The sequence below is a fragment of the Malaciobacter sp. genome, assembly GCF_055140965.1.
In genome coordinates, this window is record NZ_JBSRRO010000055.1 from 1 (window position 1) to 15428 (window position 15428).

General features: G+C 26.9%; 17 protein-coding genes and 1 tRNA gene. 9 read left to right on the top strand and 9 right to left on the bottom strand.

Annotation, left to right across the window (positions count from 1 at the left end; all coding sequences use genetic code 11):
• Positions 1-138: 138 nt before the first annotated feature.
• The 6 genes from ACTCCZ_RS12425 to mqnP form a co-directional block, all read right to left on the bottom strand.
• Positions 139-1791, bottom strand: coding sequence for a DUF2326 domain-containing protein (locus ACTCCZ_RS12425; RefSeq protein WP_079580310.1), 1653 nt, complete (start codon positions 1789-1791; stop codon positions 139-141).
• The gene (locus ACTCCZ_RS12430) at positions 1788-2021 is read right to left on the bottom strand and encodes an ABC-three component system middle component 6 (protein WP_079580309.1); all 234 of its coding nucleotides are present in this window, start codon (positions 2019-2021) and stop codon (positions 1788-1790) included. The genes ACTCCZ_RS12425 and ACTCCZ_RS12430 overlap by 4 nt, the downstream gene beginning before the upstream one ends.
• A complete protein-coding gene (locus ACTCCZ_RS12435; RefSeq protein ID WP_079580308.1) occupies positions 2018-2920 on the bottom strand; it encodes a hypothetical protein in 903 nt (300 codons plus the stop codon). The genes ACTCCZ_RS12430 and ACTCCZ_RS12435 overlap by 4 nt, the downstream gene beginning before the upstream one ends.
• A 401-nt stretch (positions 2921-3321) precedes the next feature.
• A tRNA-Arg gene (locus ACTCCZ_RS12440) sits at positions 3322-3398 on the bottom strand.
• A 41-nt stretch (positions 3399-3439) separates the two neighbouring features.
• Positions 3440-4249: a GGDEF domain-containing protein gene (locus ACTCCZ_RS12445; protein ID WP_159445756.1), complete on the bottom strand. Its 810-nt coding sequence runs from the start codon at positions 4247-4249 to the stop codon at positions 3440-3442.
• Between the two features lie 9 nt (positions 4250-4258).
• The gene (gene mqnP, locus ACTCCZ_RS12450; protein ID WP_079580306.1) at positions 4259-5113 is read right to left on the bottom strand and encodes a menaquinone biosynthesis prenyltransferase MqnP; all 855 of its coding nucleotides are present in this window, start codon (positions 5111-5113) and stop codon (positions 4259-4261) included.
• A 99-nt stretch (positions 5114-5212) separates the two neighbouring features.
• Between mqnP and ACTCCZ_RS12455 the strand changes: the two genes are divergently transcribed.
• From ACTCCZ_RS12455 to rsmI, 4 genes are all read left to right on the top strand, one after another.
• The gene (locus tag ACTCCZ_RS12455; RefSeq protein ID WP_079580305.1) at positions 5213-5407 is read left to right on the top strand and encodes a hypothetical protein; all 195 of its coding nucleotides are present in this window, start codon (positions 5213-5215) and stop codon (positions 5405-5407) included.
• A complete protein-coding gene (gene miaA / locus ACTCCZ_RS12460) occupies positions 5408-6286 on the top strand; it encodes a tRNA (adenosine(37)-N6)-dimethylallyltransferase MiaA (protein WP_079580304.1) in 879 nt (292 codons plus the stop codon).
• An 82-nt stretch (positions 6287-6368) separates the two neighbouring features.
• Complete coding sequence (rpmE, locus tag ACTCCZ_RS12465) at positions 6369-6572, top strand: 50S ribosomal protein L31 (RefSeq protein WP_079580303.1); 204 nt, start codon at positions 6369-6371, stop codon at positions 6570-6572.
• Between the two features lie 9 nt (positions 6573-6581).
• Entirely contained in the window at positions 6582-7391 is an 810-nt protein-coding gene (gene rsmI / locus ACTCCZ_RS12470) for a 16S rRNA (cytidine(1402)-2'-O)-methyltransferase (protein ID WP_079580302.1), read from the top strand.
• Positions 7392-7409: 18 nt separating this feature from the next.
• On the opposite strand, the gene ACTCCZ_RS12475 is transcribed toward rsmI, so the two are convergent.
• On the bottom strand, positions 7410-8423 hold the full coding sequence (locus ACTCCZ_RS12475) for a methyl-accepting chemotaxis protein (RefSeq protein ID WP_079580301.1): 1014 nt from the start codon (positions 8421-8423) through the stop codon (positions 7410-7412).
• 14 nt (positions 8424-8437) lie between these two features.
• Positions 8438-9388 carry an FIST signal transduction protein gene (locus tag ACTCCZ_RS12480; protein WP_079580300.1) on the bottom strand — a complete coding sequence of 317 codons (951 nt, stop codon included), beginning with the start codon at positions 9386-9388 and terminating at the stop codon, positions 8438-8440.
• A 115-nt stretch (positions 9389-9503) separates the two neighbouring features.
• On the opposite strand from ACTCCZ_RS12480, the gene rlmB reads away from it, so the two are divergent.
• The 5 genes from rlmB (at position 9504) to ACTCCZ_RS12505 (ending at position 14952) form a co-directional block, all read left to right on the top strand.
• Positions 9504-10193, top strand: a complete 690-nt coding sequence (gene rlmB, locus ACTCCZ_RS12485) for a 23S rRNA (guanosine(2251)-2'-O)-methyltransferase RlmB (RefSeq protein ID WP_079580299.1) — start codon at positions 9504-9506, stop codon at positions 10191-10193.
• A gap of 9 nt (positions 10194-10202) precedes the next feature.
• On the top strand, positions 10203-11024 hold the full coding sequence (locus ACTCCZ_RS12490; RefSeq protein ID WP_079580298.1) for a hypothetical protein: 822 nt from the start codon (positions 10203-10205) through the stop codon (positions 11022-11024).
• Positions 11025-11026: 2 nt separating this feature from the next.
• Entirely contained in the window at positions 11027-12238 is a 1212-nt protein-coding gene (locus tag ACTCCZ_RS12495) for an LL-diaminopimelate aminotransferase (RefSeq protein WP_079580297.1), read from the top strand.
• A gap of 15 nt (positions 12239-12253) precedes the next feature.
• Positions 12254-13516, top strand: coding sequence for a homoserine dehydrogenase (locus ACTCCZ_RS12500; protein WP_079580296.1), 1263 nt, complete (start codon positions 12254-12256; stop codon positions 13514-13516).
• 71 nt (positions 13517-13587) lie between these two features.
• Entirely contained in the window at positions 13588-14952 is a 1365-nt protein-coding gene (locus ACTCCZ_RS12505; protein ID WP_228145363.1) for an MATE family efflux transporter, read from the top strand.
• A gap of 17 nt (positions 14953-14969) precedes the next feature.
• Here the strand turns inward: ACTCCZ_RS12505 and ACTCCZ_RS12510 are convergent, their stop codons facing one another.
• Positions 14970-15323: a DUF1641 domain-containing protein gene (locus tag ACTCCZ_RS12510; protein ID WP_079580295.1), complete on the bottom strand. Its 354-nt coding sequence runs from the start codon at positions 15321-15323 to the stop codon at positions 14970-14972.
• Positions 15324-15428: the final 105 nt, after the last annotated feature.

A 15428-nucleotide genomic window follows, 5' to 3' on the forward strand; every position in this document is an offset into this window, starting at 1 on the left:
GTTGTTGTACTGCTTTATTAAAATCAAATTGTGTTTCTTCTTTCATTGTCAATCCTTCTTATTATTTTATCAGATTGACACAGAATTTCTAACACTCCCCACTTATTTGACACCAGAAAAATACTTTGTATAGTATTACTATTCAAAATCAAAACCAAAAAGTTTGTCTTTTTCATTTAAATTTCTGATAATAACTTCATCCCAATCTAAATTTATATGTTTTTTAACTTCATCAATTTTAGTATCACTTATTGAACATACATATTGAGATAAATTGTTTGATACATAATTAAAAGCTTTTGCTATTTGTCTTTCATCAACCACGTCAAATAACCTATTATCATGTCCTATTAAACCAATTAGAGTAGGATTTAACTTATATATAAGCATATCATATATAAATATTTTCATTTCATTTATTCCATCACTACTATCTCCTGTTATAACAGGAACTATATTATAAAGTCTCTCTGTAATAAAATTATTATTAACTTCTATATCTAAATATCCAGGTTTATCATCGTAATGTTCTTCAGATATTTCTCTAAATGATTTTTTTAGAAATTCTATTCTTTCTTTTATATTATCTTCTAATTCAATTAAGTCTCTTTTAAATTGGTCTATTTCTATTTTTATGTCTGCTTGTTCTTTTTTAAATGCTGTAAGTGCTTTTTGATTTCTTTGAATTTCATTTAAATATGAAACTACACTATCTTTTTCTTTATTTAAAGAATGATACTCTTCTAGTGCACCTTTATTTTCTAAATATTTAAAAATTTCACTTCTTCTTATATCTAAATCTTTTTCTTTTGATTTTGTTTCTTCTATTTTTTTATTTAACGATTCTATATCTTTAATTGCTTTATTTCTTCTATTTTTAAAAAGTGTTTCATGAAAGTCTTTTACAGAATTTATATGTGCTAATACATCTTTACTTAAAAAAAACTCTGCTTCTTTATACATATATTCAATTTTTGATATGTCAATTTCTGTTTGTTTATTAATATTTATAATATTTTGTTTATTTCTGATTTCTCTATTAAAAAATGCAGTTTGATTTCTTATTTTTTGTATTTCAGAAGTTAAAATATCAGCTTCTTCTTTCAATTGATTAAAATCTTCTGCTATTTCAAAAGAATCTAGATCTTTCTCAATTCTTTTTAATTTCTCTTCATATTCAATTTCTTTTTCTTTATCTATATTCTTTTGAATTTCTTTCAATTCTTTTATTAAAACTTTTAATCTATCACTTTTAACTTTTAATTTCTTTTTAGTTTTTAAATAATCTAAATCTAATCCTAGTAAATATGCATTAATTAAATTATTTTTATATGCTTCTTCACTAAAAACTTGTTTTATTGCATCCGTATAACTTGTTTTATCTGTTCTAAAAAACCTAGTAAAGATTTCTCTAAAACTATAATCAGTATCCACTAATAAACTATTTAAAAAATCTTTATAATCTTTTTCATTTTCACATCTTACTTCATTTATATAACTACTTTCATGTGTTCTTTGAATATGATAGGTATCTCCTTTATGTTCAAATATTAAACTTAAAGTTATATTTTCTTGTTTCATTATCTCTTTAAGTTTTTTAATTTCTTTATTTTGATTTCCTTTCCCTAACATAAAATCAATACAAATTAAAGATAAACTTTTACCAATTCCATTAGATGTTTTCTTCTTATCATCTTTTAAAATCTTCTGACCTACAATAATATTAAGACCAGAATGAAATACTAAAGGTTTAAATCTTTTATCATTACTAGATAATTGTATTAATTTCATATCACCACTTCCAAAATATCATCATTTCTTATTTTAATTTTTTTTATCATATAAAGAAAATCAATAGTATAAATAAAATCATCAAAATTTACTTTTTTAGGATATTCTTTTAAAAAACTGCTATACAATAAATCAATAGACATATTTTTATCTTTCAATAAACTTAATATATATCCACCCATTGTGATAAATGCATCTTCTACTTTAACTATTTTATCGCCCATTATCATTTTATTTTTCCTATATCACATATATCAAAAAAGTATGCCATTATTACCCATATAGCAGTTTGTAAATTAGCATCATCATCTAATTTATTATAGATAGTCTCATATGTTTTTAACAATGCTATTTCAGGTTTCATTTTTAATTCATACTTTTTGTAAACATCTTGAATATATTTTCCTATTTCAGTAAATAAATCCAATCCAATTTGAGGAATATATTCCTCCATAACTTCTTGTGATTTTTCAATATGTATTCCAAAAAATTTAAATAAATTATTATCTTCAACATTTATTTCTAACTTTTTAATCCCATCTGGTAAAAACTCTTCTGAAGAAAAATTTTTAAAATCTACGGTTTGGATTTTCCTTATAGATTTTTCTTTAGATAAAGCATCTATAACTTTTTCTACTTTTTCAAAATCTCCAAATTCACTTATATCTTTATCTGCATTTAGTATAATATAAATTCTAAGCTTATTTTTATCTAATTGAGAAATAACTTTATCTCTTAAAGTTTCAGCATCAATAACTTTTATAGCAAAATTAATATTCTCTTTTTTTAATTTATCAATTGCCATATGAATATCATTATGTAATTTATTAAACTTATCATTTACAACGAAATGCCATTCATTAAAATCCCACCCATAATTTTTAGCCCGTTCAAAATCACGTAATATTTTTGCTATAGTTTTATCTGCTTCGACTTTTTCTGGAGCATAAACCTGTACTACAAGTTTCCCACTAACATATCCATCATTTGCCCCATCACCTTTTTGTCCTTGTGGTTTAACAGCCAACAAATTAGGAAATTGAAGTTTATACACACTTACAACAAAATCTTCAAAATCATTACCATTCTTTTTATAAAAAGCTAACTCTAATTTATCAATTATTTCCATTTATATATTCCTATTATGATATATTATACCTCATTTTTAACTAAATATATATAAATTGTCATTCTATAGAAAAAAATAGAATATTTTAATTTTTATTACAGTTTGTAATAAATTCATCCTTATTAAAAACGTTCTCCTCAAAAGAATAGTCTCTAACTATTTCTTCAATATACATTTTCATTTCACTATTTATCATTTTAACTTTTGTATAAAGTTAGAACTGCGAAGTGATTTTTTAATGATTTTACTATTATATTTATGTACTAAATAATATATGTTTTTTAATCTTTTGCAGATAAGTTATATCAGTTTCAATAGATTCTTTAAAAGTTGTAAAAGAATTGTATTTTTATATTATAAAACTTCTACAAACCAAAGTTTTATGGGAGTTTAATAAGTAATGGCACGCCTGGTAGGATTCGAACCCACAACCACCCGGGCCGAAACCGGGAGCTCTATCCAGTTGAGCCACAGACGCGTTTATGATAGCTTGAAATTTTATCAAAAGAAAACTTAAAATTATCTAGATATTAAGGCTTTTTTATTTTTATACATTAGTTCATCTGCTTTTAGAACTATTTTTTCTAATTGTTCATCTTTTTTAAATGGTACTAATCCAAAAGAGAATGAAAATTGGATATTTTTAAATTTTGAGGTTTTTAGTTTTTGTCTTGCAAGTTTTTTTTGTGCATTTGTCATAAGTGTTTTAATATCAAACTGATTTATTGTATCTTGATTAAAAAGTACAATAAACTCATCTCCTGCATATCTTAAAACTTTTATTTCTTTATCTTTGAACTCTTTTTTCAAAAAATCTACAAGATATTTTAGTACTTGATCGCCTACTAAGTGTCCAAATGTATCATTTATATATTTAAACTTATTTAAATCTATAAATGCCAAAGCTCCATCTTCTGGGAAGCTTTTATTTATTAAGTAGTAATCCATAAACCATTTTCTATTAAAGGCTTTTGTTAGGCTATCTGAAAAAAGCTCTTTTTGTAAAAGATTTATTTTACTTTTCATTTTTGCTAGTTCACCATAAATATTTTGAAGGGATTTATCATCTTTATTTAAAATAGCAGTTCTTGCATCATCTGTTGATTGATATAAGATACTTAAGTTATCATTTGTTTGTCTTACTATTTTGTCAATATTTACATTATCTTCATGTAAATCTTTAAATAATACATTTTCATCTTCTATATTTACTTCTAAGCTATTTGCATGATTTTCAAATACTTGGGAGTATTTACTTGGCAAGATTATATCTTCATTTTTTAAATCATTAACAGTTAAAAATGTAACTTCTTTAAGTCTATTACTCATCATCTATCTTTATAAATTATCCAATACTATTAGTACAAAAAACACTATACCTAAGTAACCATTTACAGTAAAAAAAGCTTTATCAATTTTTCTAAAATCTTTATTTACTAAATAGTGTTCATAACTTAGCATTAAAGCACTTACTACTACTGCTATAAAAGCAAAAGTTGAACTATTTGATACAATTACAAATAGTAACCAAAATATTACTGTAAAAAGGTGAAATACTCTTGAGATTATCATAGTATTTTTAGCACCAAATTTGCTTGGGATTGAGTGAAGTCCTAACTCTTTATCCACATCGATATCTTGCAATGAATACAACAAATCAAATCCAGCAACCCAAAACATCACCCCAATACTTAACAAAATAGCCCATAAAGGTATAGTTTCACTAACTGCAACAACTCCAGCAATTGGAGCAAGTCCTAAAGAAACACCTAAAATTAGATGTGCTAAAAATGAAAACCTTTTAAAGTATGAGTATGAACCTATCACAATAAGAATAGGCACAGACATATAAAAAGCTAAATCATTTACAAAATATGCTACAATTATAAATCCAATTGCATTTAATGCTACAAATATTGCCATTTGTGTAGGCGAGATTCTTCCATCTACATTTGGTCTGTTTACTGTTCTTGGGTTAAGAGCATCAATATCTCTATCAAGATATCTATTAAATCCCATAGCAAAGTTTCTTGCTGTAAGTGCAGCTAAGATACCTAAAATACAAAGGCTAAACCCAAACCAACCATTTGCAGCAACCACCATTGCAATAAAAATAAAAGGCAGCGAAAAGATTGAGTGTTTGAACATTACTAGTTCATTGAAATCATTTAGTAGTTTTGTTATTTTTTCCATAAAATCGATTTTATCTAATATTACATATAAAGTAATTTATATGATGATTTTTCAACTGTTTTTTATAGGTATTTGATTAAAATTTTACAAAGGATTCAAATGAAATATATAAAAATATTATTATTAATTTTAATTACAACAACTTTTACAGCTTGTATTTCAACAAACCAAACAAGTATTCACAACTCAAATAACAAACAAATTTCTGAATTACTAGATGAGATTCATCAAAAAGATTTGAAGATTGCAAAACTTGAAGAAAAATTATCAGAGTATGAGAAAAGATATAACTAGATGAAACAAATAGCAATTATAGGTTCAACTGCATCAGGGAAAACATCTTTAGCACTTGATATTGCAAAAAAAACAGACTCTATAATTTTATCTCTTGATTCTTTATCTGTTTACAAACAAATAGATATTGCATCTGCAAAGCCAACTGTAAAAGAAAGAGGTGATATTATTCATTTTGGTATAGATGAAGTTTATGCTAATGAAACTTTTGATGTTATTCAGTTTATTGATTGTTATCAAAGGGCAAAAGAGTTTGCACAAAACAATAATAAAAATCTAATCATTGTAGGAGGAACAGGCTTTTATCTAAAAGCACTAGTTGAGGGAATTTCTACGGGAATTGATACAAAAAATAAACTAGATATCCCAAAAGAAGAAGCATATGATATTTTATATAACTTAGACAAAGAGTATATGGAAAAAATAGCTCCAAATGATACATATAGAATAGAAAAAGCTTATAGTATATATACACAAAGTGGTATGACTCCAACACAATTTTTCAAAAAAAATAAAAAAACACCAATTATAGAAGATTTGCAAATTTTTGAAATAGTTTGGCAAAGGGATGACTTAAGAAAAAGAATTGCTTTAAGAACAAAACAGATGTTAGAAGATAAACTTATTGATGAAGTTATATTTTTAGAAAAAACTTATACAAGAGAGCCAAACTGTATGAGTGCAATAGGAATTATTGAAACATTAGAATATCTTGATGGAAAACTTACAAAAAAAGAGCTTGAAGAAAAGATTTTAACAAATACAGCAAAATTGGCAAAAAGACAAAATACTTTTAACAAATCACAATTTTTAGAGAATAAAACTTCAAATATTATAGAAAACTTAAATTCAGATATTCTTAAGTTTTTTTCGCTATAATCCCTCTCCTAAAAGAGTTTATTAAAGGGCAACACATAAATTTGACCTTTTAGTAGACATTAGAAACCTTAAGGAAGTTAAAGTGAAAAAGAACATTCACCCAGATTACAAAGCTTGTACAGTTAGTTGTGCTTGTGGAAATACATTTGAAACAAAATCAAATGTTGAAACATTAAGAATTGACATTTGTTCAGCTTGTCATCCATTCTTTACTGGAGAGCAAAAAATTGTTGATGCTGCTGGTAGAGTTGAGAAGTTTAAAGCTAAATATAATTTAAATAAATAAGACTTTGTCTTGTTAATATTAGTTCCCACACCCATAGGAAATTTGGAGGATATCTCTAAAAGAGCGCTAGACGCCCTTATGGAAGCGGAACTAATCTTTTGTGAAGATACAAGAGTCACAAAAAAACTACTAAATTTACTATCTGAAAAATTCAATCTAAATTTTGAAAATAAACAGTTTCAATCTTATCATTCACATAATGAAAGTAAAGTTTTACAAACTTTAGATAAAGAGACTTTTACTAAAAATGTTGTATATGTAAGTGATGCAGGAATGCCATGCGTTAGTGATCCAGGAGCTACACTTGTTGATTTTTGTATAAAAAATGAGATTAAATATGATGTTATTCCAGGTGCAAATGCAATACTTACAGCTTATGCGATGAGTGGGTTTACACACACGACTTTTTCATTTCATGGTTTTTTAGCACATAAAGGAAGCCATAGAGCTTCAAAACTAAAAACAATAATGCAAAGTGATAAACTTGGTATCCTTTATGAGTCACCACATAGACTTTTAAAACTTTTAGAAGAGATTAAAAACATAGATGAAAATAGAACAATATTTTTAGTAAAAGAGATAAGTAAATTACATCAAAAAAGCTTTAAAGATAGTGCTAAAAATATCTTTGAAATTTTTAAAAATATAAATATCAAAGGTGAATGGGTAGTAATTATTGAGCCTACTATTTTTGAGGGTCAAGCTTTAAATATTGATGATATAAAAGATTTAGATTTAGCTCCAAAAGTAAAAGCAAAACTTCTTTCTAAACTTACAGGAAAGAAAACAAAAGATATTTATCAAAAACTAATGCAATAGGAAAAACCTAAGTTTTACCTATACATTTTCTTCCAATTGTTCAAGATTACTTTGAATTGTTTCAATTGTATTAATACTTTCAATCAATCTATCAATACTTGTCATCTTTTCTTCAATAAATCCGTTTGTTTGTTTAGAGTTTTTTTGAATTTCATTAAATGAATCACTTATTTTAAATACATCTTCTGATACATTATGAAGCTTTGAGCTTGCTGTACTTATTGTACTTGATATTCCACCTATGCTTTTAGTAGCAATGTCAACTGATTTATTACTTTGAGTAAGACTTGTTTGTGTTTTGTTTGCAAGTTTTTTTACTTCATCTGCAACTACTTTAAAGCCATTTCCATACTCCCCTGCTCTTGATGCTTCAATAGCTGCATTTAGTGCAAGTAGATTTGTTTGTATTGCAATTTCTGAGATTGAAGATAAAACAGTTTTGATATCATTTGCATCTACTGTTAACTTTTTCATATCTTCTACTAAGTCATTGTTTGTAGATACATTACTTTGAATATCTTGAGTAAATCTTTCAAATCTATTCATCATATCATCAATTACTTCATTTCCCTCTTTTGTATTTTTGTATACTGAGTTGATGATGGTAACCATATCTTGAATCAAAGGAAAGGCATCTTTTAGATTATCTAAAAGTGCGGTTCTTACTCTTGAAAGTAGTTGATATTGGTAAACCTCTCTTTTTTTATAATATAAACAAAATGAAGCATATTTGCTTACAAAATTATCTACATAATCATCATAAAACTCTTCATTTTCTTCAACTTTATAAAAAAACAGTGCCGTTAGAGTTTGGTTGATATTTAATCCTAATAATTCACCAAAAGTAGAAGAACCTGCAACAGCAATGTTATTAAAAGTTTTCAAAGAGTTTAATTTATCTTGATTTAATAATCTTCTTAAAATACAATCATTAAAAAGTGCTGCTATTGGTTTATGATTTTTTTGATGTTCAAATCTTTCATAATCTTCTTGTGTAGTTTGTGTAAACTCTTTGTTTTTTACAAGATGCAAAATATCACCAAAAGCTACATCACAAAAAAATGCAATTTCTTTATTTTTACATCTACATTTGCAATTGATCTTATATATATCTCACCATCAAGTTTAATTGCAAAGCTATAATCTTTTAAAATATCTGGTAAGTTTTCAAGAGAAGTTGAAAAATATTGACTTAATGCATCTAAGATATTTACTATTTTGTTTGTTTTAGTACTTAAAACACTCTGTACAGTTCTTTTTTGTACATTGGATTGGGCAACTAAAAAAGAGATTTTCATATCTTCGCAACTTTGAGATTTGAAAACTCCATATTTTATAGTTGGTTTTAATTTTACTAAAACTACAACTGCATTGTGTCTTAAAATTTTTTCATTATTGAAAATAAATGTATCTTTAAAATCTAATTTCCCACCAGCTGAGCCACCAATTAGTAAGCATGGAAGTTTTCCACTATCATAAACAGCTTCTGCAAAAAAACTTTCACTATTGGATAATCCATCTACAAAAGTTAATGCAAAGCAGTTTTCATGGTTTATCTTAAATGATATTTTTTGATTATCTATTTCATTTTTTATTTTTGCAATTCTTTTTGCAGAAGATATAGAACTATTTGCTATATCTTCACTAAATAAAGGTATTGTTAAAACTTGAATATTTTCAATAACTTCATGACTAAAACCTTGCAAAACGATATTATTCCAAGTTGAACTTGCATCATGATATAAAGAATCTCTTTTTTCATCTAAGTTAAAAGTACACAACTCACCTGCACTTGTAGAAAGAACAACTTTTGTAGAAGAGGGAAAATATGACTTTATTTGTTCAGAAATAGCATGAAAATCAATATGAGGTGAGATAAAACCTATTATTAATTTTGGAGCTTTATTTTCAAAAAAGAGTTTTTGTACTTGCTCTTTGTTTATTTGTAATTCGTTTGTATCTAAAACCTTAATATATTGGCTACTAAGATTATCCATAAAAAAATCCTTGTAAAATAATAAAAAAATACTTTAATCGTAATTCTTTTTTTTTAAATTATCCAATATTTGCTTTAAAGAGGTTTATCAAGATTTTTTCGATAAAATCTTATCTATGATAATATATGGAAAACAAATAGTACTACATGTACTTGATAAACATCCTCACTTAATTGAAGAGGTTCTATTTTCAAAAGAGATAGATAAAAAAATATTCTCAAAATTTTTAAAACTTGGTAAAAAAGTCATAAGACTTGATAATAAAAAAGCACAAGCCCTTGCGCAAGGTGGAAATCATCAAGGCTTTTTTTTAAGACTAAAAGAGTTTGAGTACAGTGATATCTCTGAAATAAAAGAAAAAAATTTTATTTTAGTTTTAGATGGGCTAACTGATGTTGGTAATATTGGAGCAATTGCAAGATCTGCATACTCACTAGGTGTTGATGCAATAGTAGCTTCAAATGTAAAAACTCTTAATAATTCAGGTCTTATAAGAACAAGTTCTGGAGCTATGCTTGATATTCCTTTTGCCTTATATCCTAATACACTTGATTTAGCAAATGAACTAAAACAGTGTGGTTTTGCACTTATTGGTGCAACAATGGATGGTACTGATTTGAAAAAATATGGAAAAATAGATGAATCTGACAAGGTTGCACTATTTTTAGGAAGTGAAGGAAAAGGTCTTTCAAAAAAAGTTGAAAAAAAACTTGACTTGAAAGTATCTATTGGTATGCAACATGATTTCAACTCTTTAAATGTATCTGTTGCAGCAGGAATATTAATATATAATTTGAAAAAATAGAAGTAGGCCATGATAAAAAAAATATTTTTCTTAACACTTTTAGCTTTAACACTACAAGCTTCAACGATACTTGATAATAAAATATCAAATTTAATTGGAGAGTTTGACTATATTAAGCATAAAAACCTTATCAATTATATATTCAAAGATAAACAAAGTTATATAATTGGGGAAAATATTGATTATATTAAGGTGATTAGAAAACTTCAAAGCAATGGTCTTTTAAATCTATCACTAGATAGACCAAAAGATGTTTATATTAAATTTAATACAAATCATGATCCTATAAAATCTTTAAAGATTTTAAAAGATACTCTTAAATCTTTGGGTTTTTACTACTATTTTACAAAAACATTAAAATATGACAAAGAGAATTTGAATTGGGAAATCAAGCTGAAAACAGAAGCCGCCATTGACCCTCTCATTTTAGCAAATGAACTTTATAAACAAAATTGTAGAGTTGCTGATATAAAAAGAGAGGGAGATAATAAATGGGAATATAGCATTGATACAACATTTTCATCTTTAAATAACTCAATTCAAATAACAGTAGATGAAAAAAAATATTTAAGAAAACCACTTAAACCTTATTTACTAAAAATTAAAGGTGATGCTAGTAGTATCACTATTGTATCAAAAATACTAAATAACTGGTTCCCTAAAGTTGTATTTTATGATAAGAGTTTAAATATTTTAAAACTTATCAAAGAAGATAAGGTGCATGGAAAGTTAGTTCTTGAAGTGCCACAAAACACAAAATATATAAAAATAGATGACTTATATGCGCTTATAAATATCAAGCGTGGGTTAAGTATTATAATTAAGGAGTAGTAGTGTTTCCTGAAATTGAATTTGAAAGAATGAAAAGACTTCCAAACTATGTGTTTGCAGAAGTTAATGAAATAAAAATGGATGCAAGAAGAAGAGGTGAGGATATTATTGATTTTTCAATGGGTAATCCAGATGGTCCAGCACCTAAACATATTGTTGATAAATTAAAAGAAGCATCTGAGAAACCAAAAAATCATGGATATAGTGCAAGTGCAGGTATTTATAAATTAAGACTTGCTATTTGCAACTGGTATAAAAGAAAATATGGGGTTGATTATCTTGATCCTAATAAACATGCTTGTGCTACAATGGGTAGTAAAGAGGGATATGTTCATCTTATTCAAGCTATTGTAAATGTTGGAGATGTTGCAGTTGTACCAGACCCAACTTATCCAATACACTCATATGCATTTATGCTTGCAGGTGGAGCTATTCACAACTTTGAGCTACCATTTGATGAGCAAAATTATAGAGTTGATGAAGATCTGTTTTTTGAAAGATTAAATAAAACATTAAGAGAGTCTATTCCAAAAGTAAAATATGTTTTAGTAAACTTTCCACACAATCCAACTTGTGCAACAGTAAGACCTGAGTTTTACCAAAGATTGGTTGATTTGGCTAAAAAAGAGAGATTTTATATTATCTCTGATATTGCATATGCTGATATTACTTTTGATGGATATAAAACACCATCAATTTTCCAAGCAAAAGGTGCTATTGATGTAGCAGTTGAGTCATTTACACTTTCAAAGTCATACAATATGGCAGGTTGGAGAGTTGGTTTTATAGTTGGAAATGAAAAGCTTGTGGGAGCTTTAAAAAGAATCAAATCTTGGCTTGATTATGGTATGTTTACACCTATTCAAGTTGCAGCTACTGTTGCACTTGATGGACCACAAGATTGTGTAGATGAGCATATTAAAAAATATAACTATAGAAGAGATGTTATGATAGAAGCATTTAAAGATGCTGGATGGGAAATGGAAACACCAAACGCTTCTATGTTTATATGGGCAAAAATCCCAGAAAAAGCCATGCATCTTGGAAGTATGGAATTTTCTAAACAGCTTCTAACAGAAGCTAAAGTTGCAGTAAGTCCAGGTATTGGATTTGGTCATTATGGTGATAAATATGTAAGAATTGCCTTAATAGAAAATGAAAAAAGAATTAGACAAGCAGCAAAAAATATAAAAAAATATTTAAAAACTTTATAATTATTAGGATAAAAAATGTTAAAAATAGCAATTATTGGTGTAGGAACAGTAGGTTCAAGTGTAGCAAATATTTTAAAAGATAATAAAGAGATTATTACTGCAAGAGCTGGAAGGGAACTAATACCAACAATTGGAGTTGTAAATGATTTATCTAAAAAAAGAGATGTATCTATTGAATTAACTGATGATATAGATAAGGTTTTAAATGATGACTCAATTGATATTGTGGTTGAGCTTATGGGTGGAGTTGAAAAACCTTATGAAGTTGTAAAGAAAGCTTTAGAAAAAGGAAAATCAGTAGTTACTGCAAATAAAGCACTTTTAGCTTACCATAGATATGAACTTGAAGAGTTTGCTAAAGATATTCCTTTTGAATATGAAGCAGCAGTTGCGGGTGGTATTCCTATTATTAATGCATTAAGAGAAGGATTAACTGCAAATAATATTCTTTCAATTCAAGGTATTATGAATGGTACTTGTAATTATATGCTTACAAAGATGATTGATGAGGGTGTAAAGTATGAGGATATTCTTAAAGAAGCACAAGATTTAGGTTATGCAGAAGCTGATCCAACTTTTGATGTAGGTGGTTTTGATGCAGCACATAAACTACTAATTCTTGGTTCTATTGCTTATGGAATTGATGCAAAACCAGAAGATATTTTAATTGAGGGTATTGAAAATATCACAAGCTATGATATTGAGTTTGCTAAAGAGTTTAATTACTCTATTAAACTTCTTGGTATTGCAAAAAGAGAAAATGACAATGTAGAACTTAGAGTTCACCCAGCATTTGTTCCAAAAGATCAAATGATTGCAAAAGTTGATGGGGTTATGAATGGTATTTCTGTAATTGGTGATAAAGTTGGTGAAACAATGTATTATGGGCCAGGAGCAGGAGGAGATGCAACTGCAAGTGCTGTTATTGCAAATATTGTTGATATAGCAAGACGAGGTAAAGGCTCTCCAATGCTTGGTTTTGAAAGAAATTATGGAAATAAACTTTCATTATTAAATAAAAACCAAACAAGAACAAAATATTATCTAAGATTAGAAGTTGCAGATAAAACAGGCGTTTTAGCAAAAGTAGCTTCAATCTTGGGAGATTGTGGTATTTCAATAGAAAAGATGTTACAAAAACCTTTAGGTAATCAAAAATCAAATCTTTTACTTTCAACTCATAGCTCAGTTGAAAAAGATATTTTAAAAGCAATTGAAGAGCTAGAAAATACTAAAGTAGTAACTCAAAAACCAGCAATGATTAGAATAGAGGATTAGTCTTCTCTTCTAATCTTTAAAACTTACTTTTTAGCTAATATCTACATTTATAACTTAATTAAGGTTAGCATTTGAAAATAGACTCACATTTACTTAAAGATGATATTCCAAGCTTACTTAAACAAATAACTATTCCTGCAAGTACGGGAATGTTTTTTAATACTATGTACAATGTTGTAGATACATTTTATGCTGGACTTATTTCCACACAAGCTATTTCTGCACTTTCATTATCTTTTATGATATTTTTTACAATTATTGGATTGGGATATGGATTCTCTTCTGCTATTACAGCACTTATTGGAAATGCAAGTGGTCGTTCTAAAAGATTTTTAGCTTCTATATATGCCCACAAAGGTATCTTCTTTATGCAACTACTTGCAATAGTACTTACAATAATTGGGTTTATAATCTCACCTTATTTATTTAAACTATTGGGTGCAAGTGGTGAATACTTACAAATGGCACTTGATTATATATATATAATTTTAGCTGGAACTATATTTTTCATGACTAACTTTGCACTTAATGCAATACTTGTATCAAAAGGTGATACCAAAGCTTATAGAAATACTTTAATATTTGGTTTTTTTGCAAACTTAGCACTAAATCCTTTATTTATATATGGATTTTTATTTATTCCTGCTATGGGTTTAAAAGGAATAGCACTTTCAACTATACTAATACAACTTTTAAATGCTTCATATCTTTTACTTAAAGTTATGGATACAAAACTTGTACATTTTCATAAAATAAACTATTTCTTACCTCACAAAAAAATTTATAAAGATCTTATAAATCAAGGTATTCCCTCATCAATGAATATGCTTATTATGTCTATTGGTTCTTTGTTTTTAATGTATTTTGTATCACTTTATGGAGTAAAAGCAGTAGCAGGATATGGAATAGGTTTTAGAGTTGAACAAATCATGCTTCTTCCAGCACTTGGACTTAGTTCTGCTGTTCTTTCTATTGTTTCAAATAACTTTGGAGCAAGAAGATATGATAGAGTTATAGAAACTGTTAATAAAGCTTTAAAATATGGATTTACAATTGCTACTTTTGGAATAATATTTTTATATATTTTTGGAAAAACTATCATTTCTCAATTTGACTCAGATCCAATAGTTATAGGCTTTGGATATGACTATTTAGTTATTGAAGTCTTAGTTTTTTATGCTTATGTAATACTATTTATTTGTGTATCAACACTTCAAGGTATAAAAAGACCTAAGATGATTTTATATATAGCTTTATATCGCCAACTAATTGCAAAATATGCTATTGCTTATGTTATAGTTATTTGGCTTGCTTTAGATTATATCTATTTATGGGTTGGTGTTCTTATCATGATTTATAGTGCTGCAATTTTTGCATACTTTTATACACAAAAGCTTTTAAAAGAGGTTACACTAAATAAACTTTCTAAAAAATAGAAAGTTTATTTAAAAAGTTATACTTGCTTCCCAATACCTTTTGTTAAGTGAAGAACAAAAGCTAAGCCTTTTCTTGTCTCTTCATCTTTTAATAGTTTAAGTAAACCAAATAAAGATGGTACTTCATTTTTTTTCATTTCTCTATTTGCATATCTTACAGCATTTTCTGTTACAAAGCCTGCTGTGGCAAGATTATCTACTGTACCTATCATCTTATCAACCATTGGAGCAGTTGTCATCTCAATATTATCTGATATAACAGCTAATAAATCTATTAGATTATCTATTCTACCAGTTTGTATTAGCATTGAGAACTTCTCTTCAAGTTTTTCCATCTCTTCTGTTTTTAGAACTTCTACTTTTTCACTCATTATTTTCTCCTACTAATAAATTTTGTATAATTACAAGTAAAGAGATAAGTAAGATGATCACATTTTTTTAGATCAATGATAGAACTTATTATGAAGTTTTATTAA

Bases quoted from the DNA above. Each gene is read 5' to 3' on its own strand.
- ACTCCZ_RS12425 (WP_079580310.1), bottom strand. From the start codon at position 1,791: ATGAAATTAATACAATTATCTAGTAATGATAAAAGATTTAAACCTTTA.
- ACTCCZ_RS12430 (WP_079580309.1), bottom strand. From the start codon at position 2,021: ATGATAATGGGCGATAAAATAGTTAAAGTAGAAGATGCATTTATCACA.
- ACTCCZ_RS12435 (WP_079580308.1), bottom strand. From the start codon at position 2,920: ATGGAAATAATTGATAAATTAGAGTTAGCTTTTTATAAAAAGAATGGT.
- ACTCCZ_RS12445 (WP_159445756.1), bottom strand. From the start codon at position 4,249: ATGAGTAATAGACTTAAAGAAGTTACATTTTTAACTGTTAATGATTTA.
- mqnP (WP_079580306.1), bottom strand. From the start codon at position 5,113: ATGGAAAAAATAACAAAACTACTAAATGATTTCAATGAACTAGTAATG.
- ACTCCZ_RS12455 (WP_079580305.1), top strand. From the start codon at position 5,213: ATGAAATATATAAAAATATTATTATTAATTTTAATTACAACAACTTTT.
- miaA (WP_079580304.1), top strand. From the start codon at position 5,408: ATGAAACAAATAGCAATTATAGGTTCAACTGCATCAGGGAAAACATCT.
- ACTCCZ_RS12480 (WP_079580300.1), bottom strand. From the start codon at position 9,388: ATGGATAATCTTAGTAGCCAATATATTAAGGTTTTAGATACAAACGAA.
- rlmB (WP_079580299.1), top strand. From the start codon at position 9,504: ATGATAATATATGGAAAACAAATAGTACTACATGTACTTGATAAACAT.
- ACTCCZ_RS12490 (WP_079580298.1), top strand. From the start codon at position 10,203: ATGATAAAAAAAATATTTTTCTTAACACTTTTAGCTTTAACACTACAA.
- ACTCCZ_RS12500 (WP_079580296.1), top strand. From the start codon at position 12,254: ATGTTAAAAATAGCAATTATTGGTGTAGGAACAGTAGGTTCAAGTGTA.
- ACTCCZ_RS12510 (WP_079580295.1), bottom strand. From the start codon at position 15,323: ATGAGTGAAAAAGTAGAAGTTCTAAAAACAGAAGAGATGGAAAAACTT.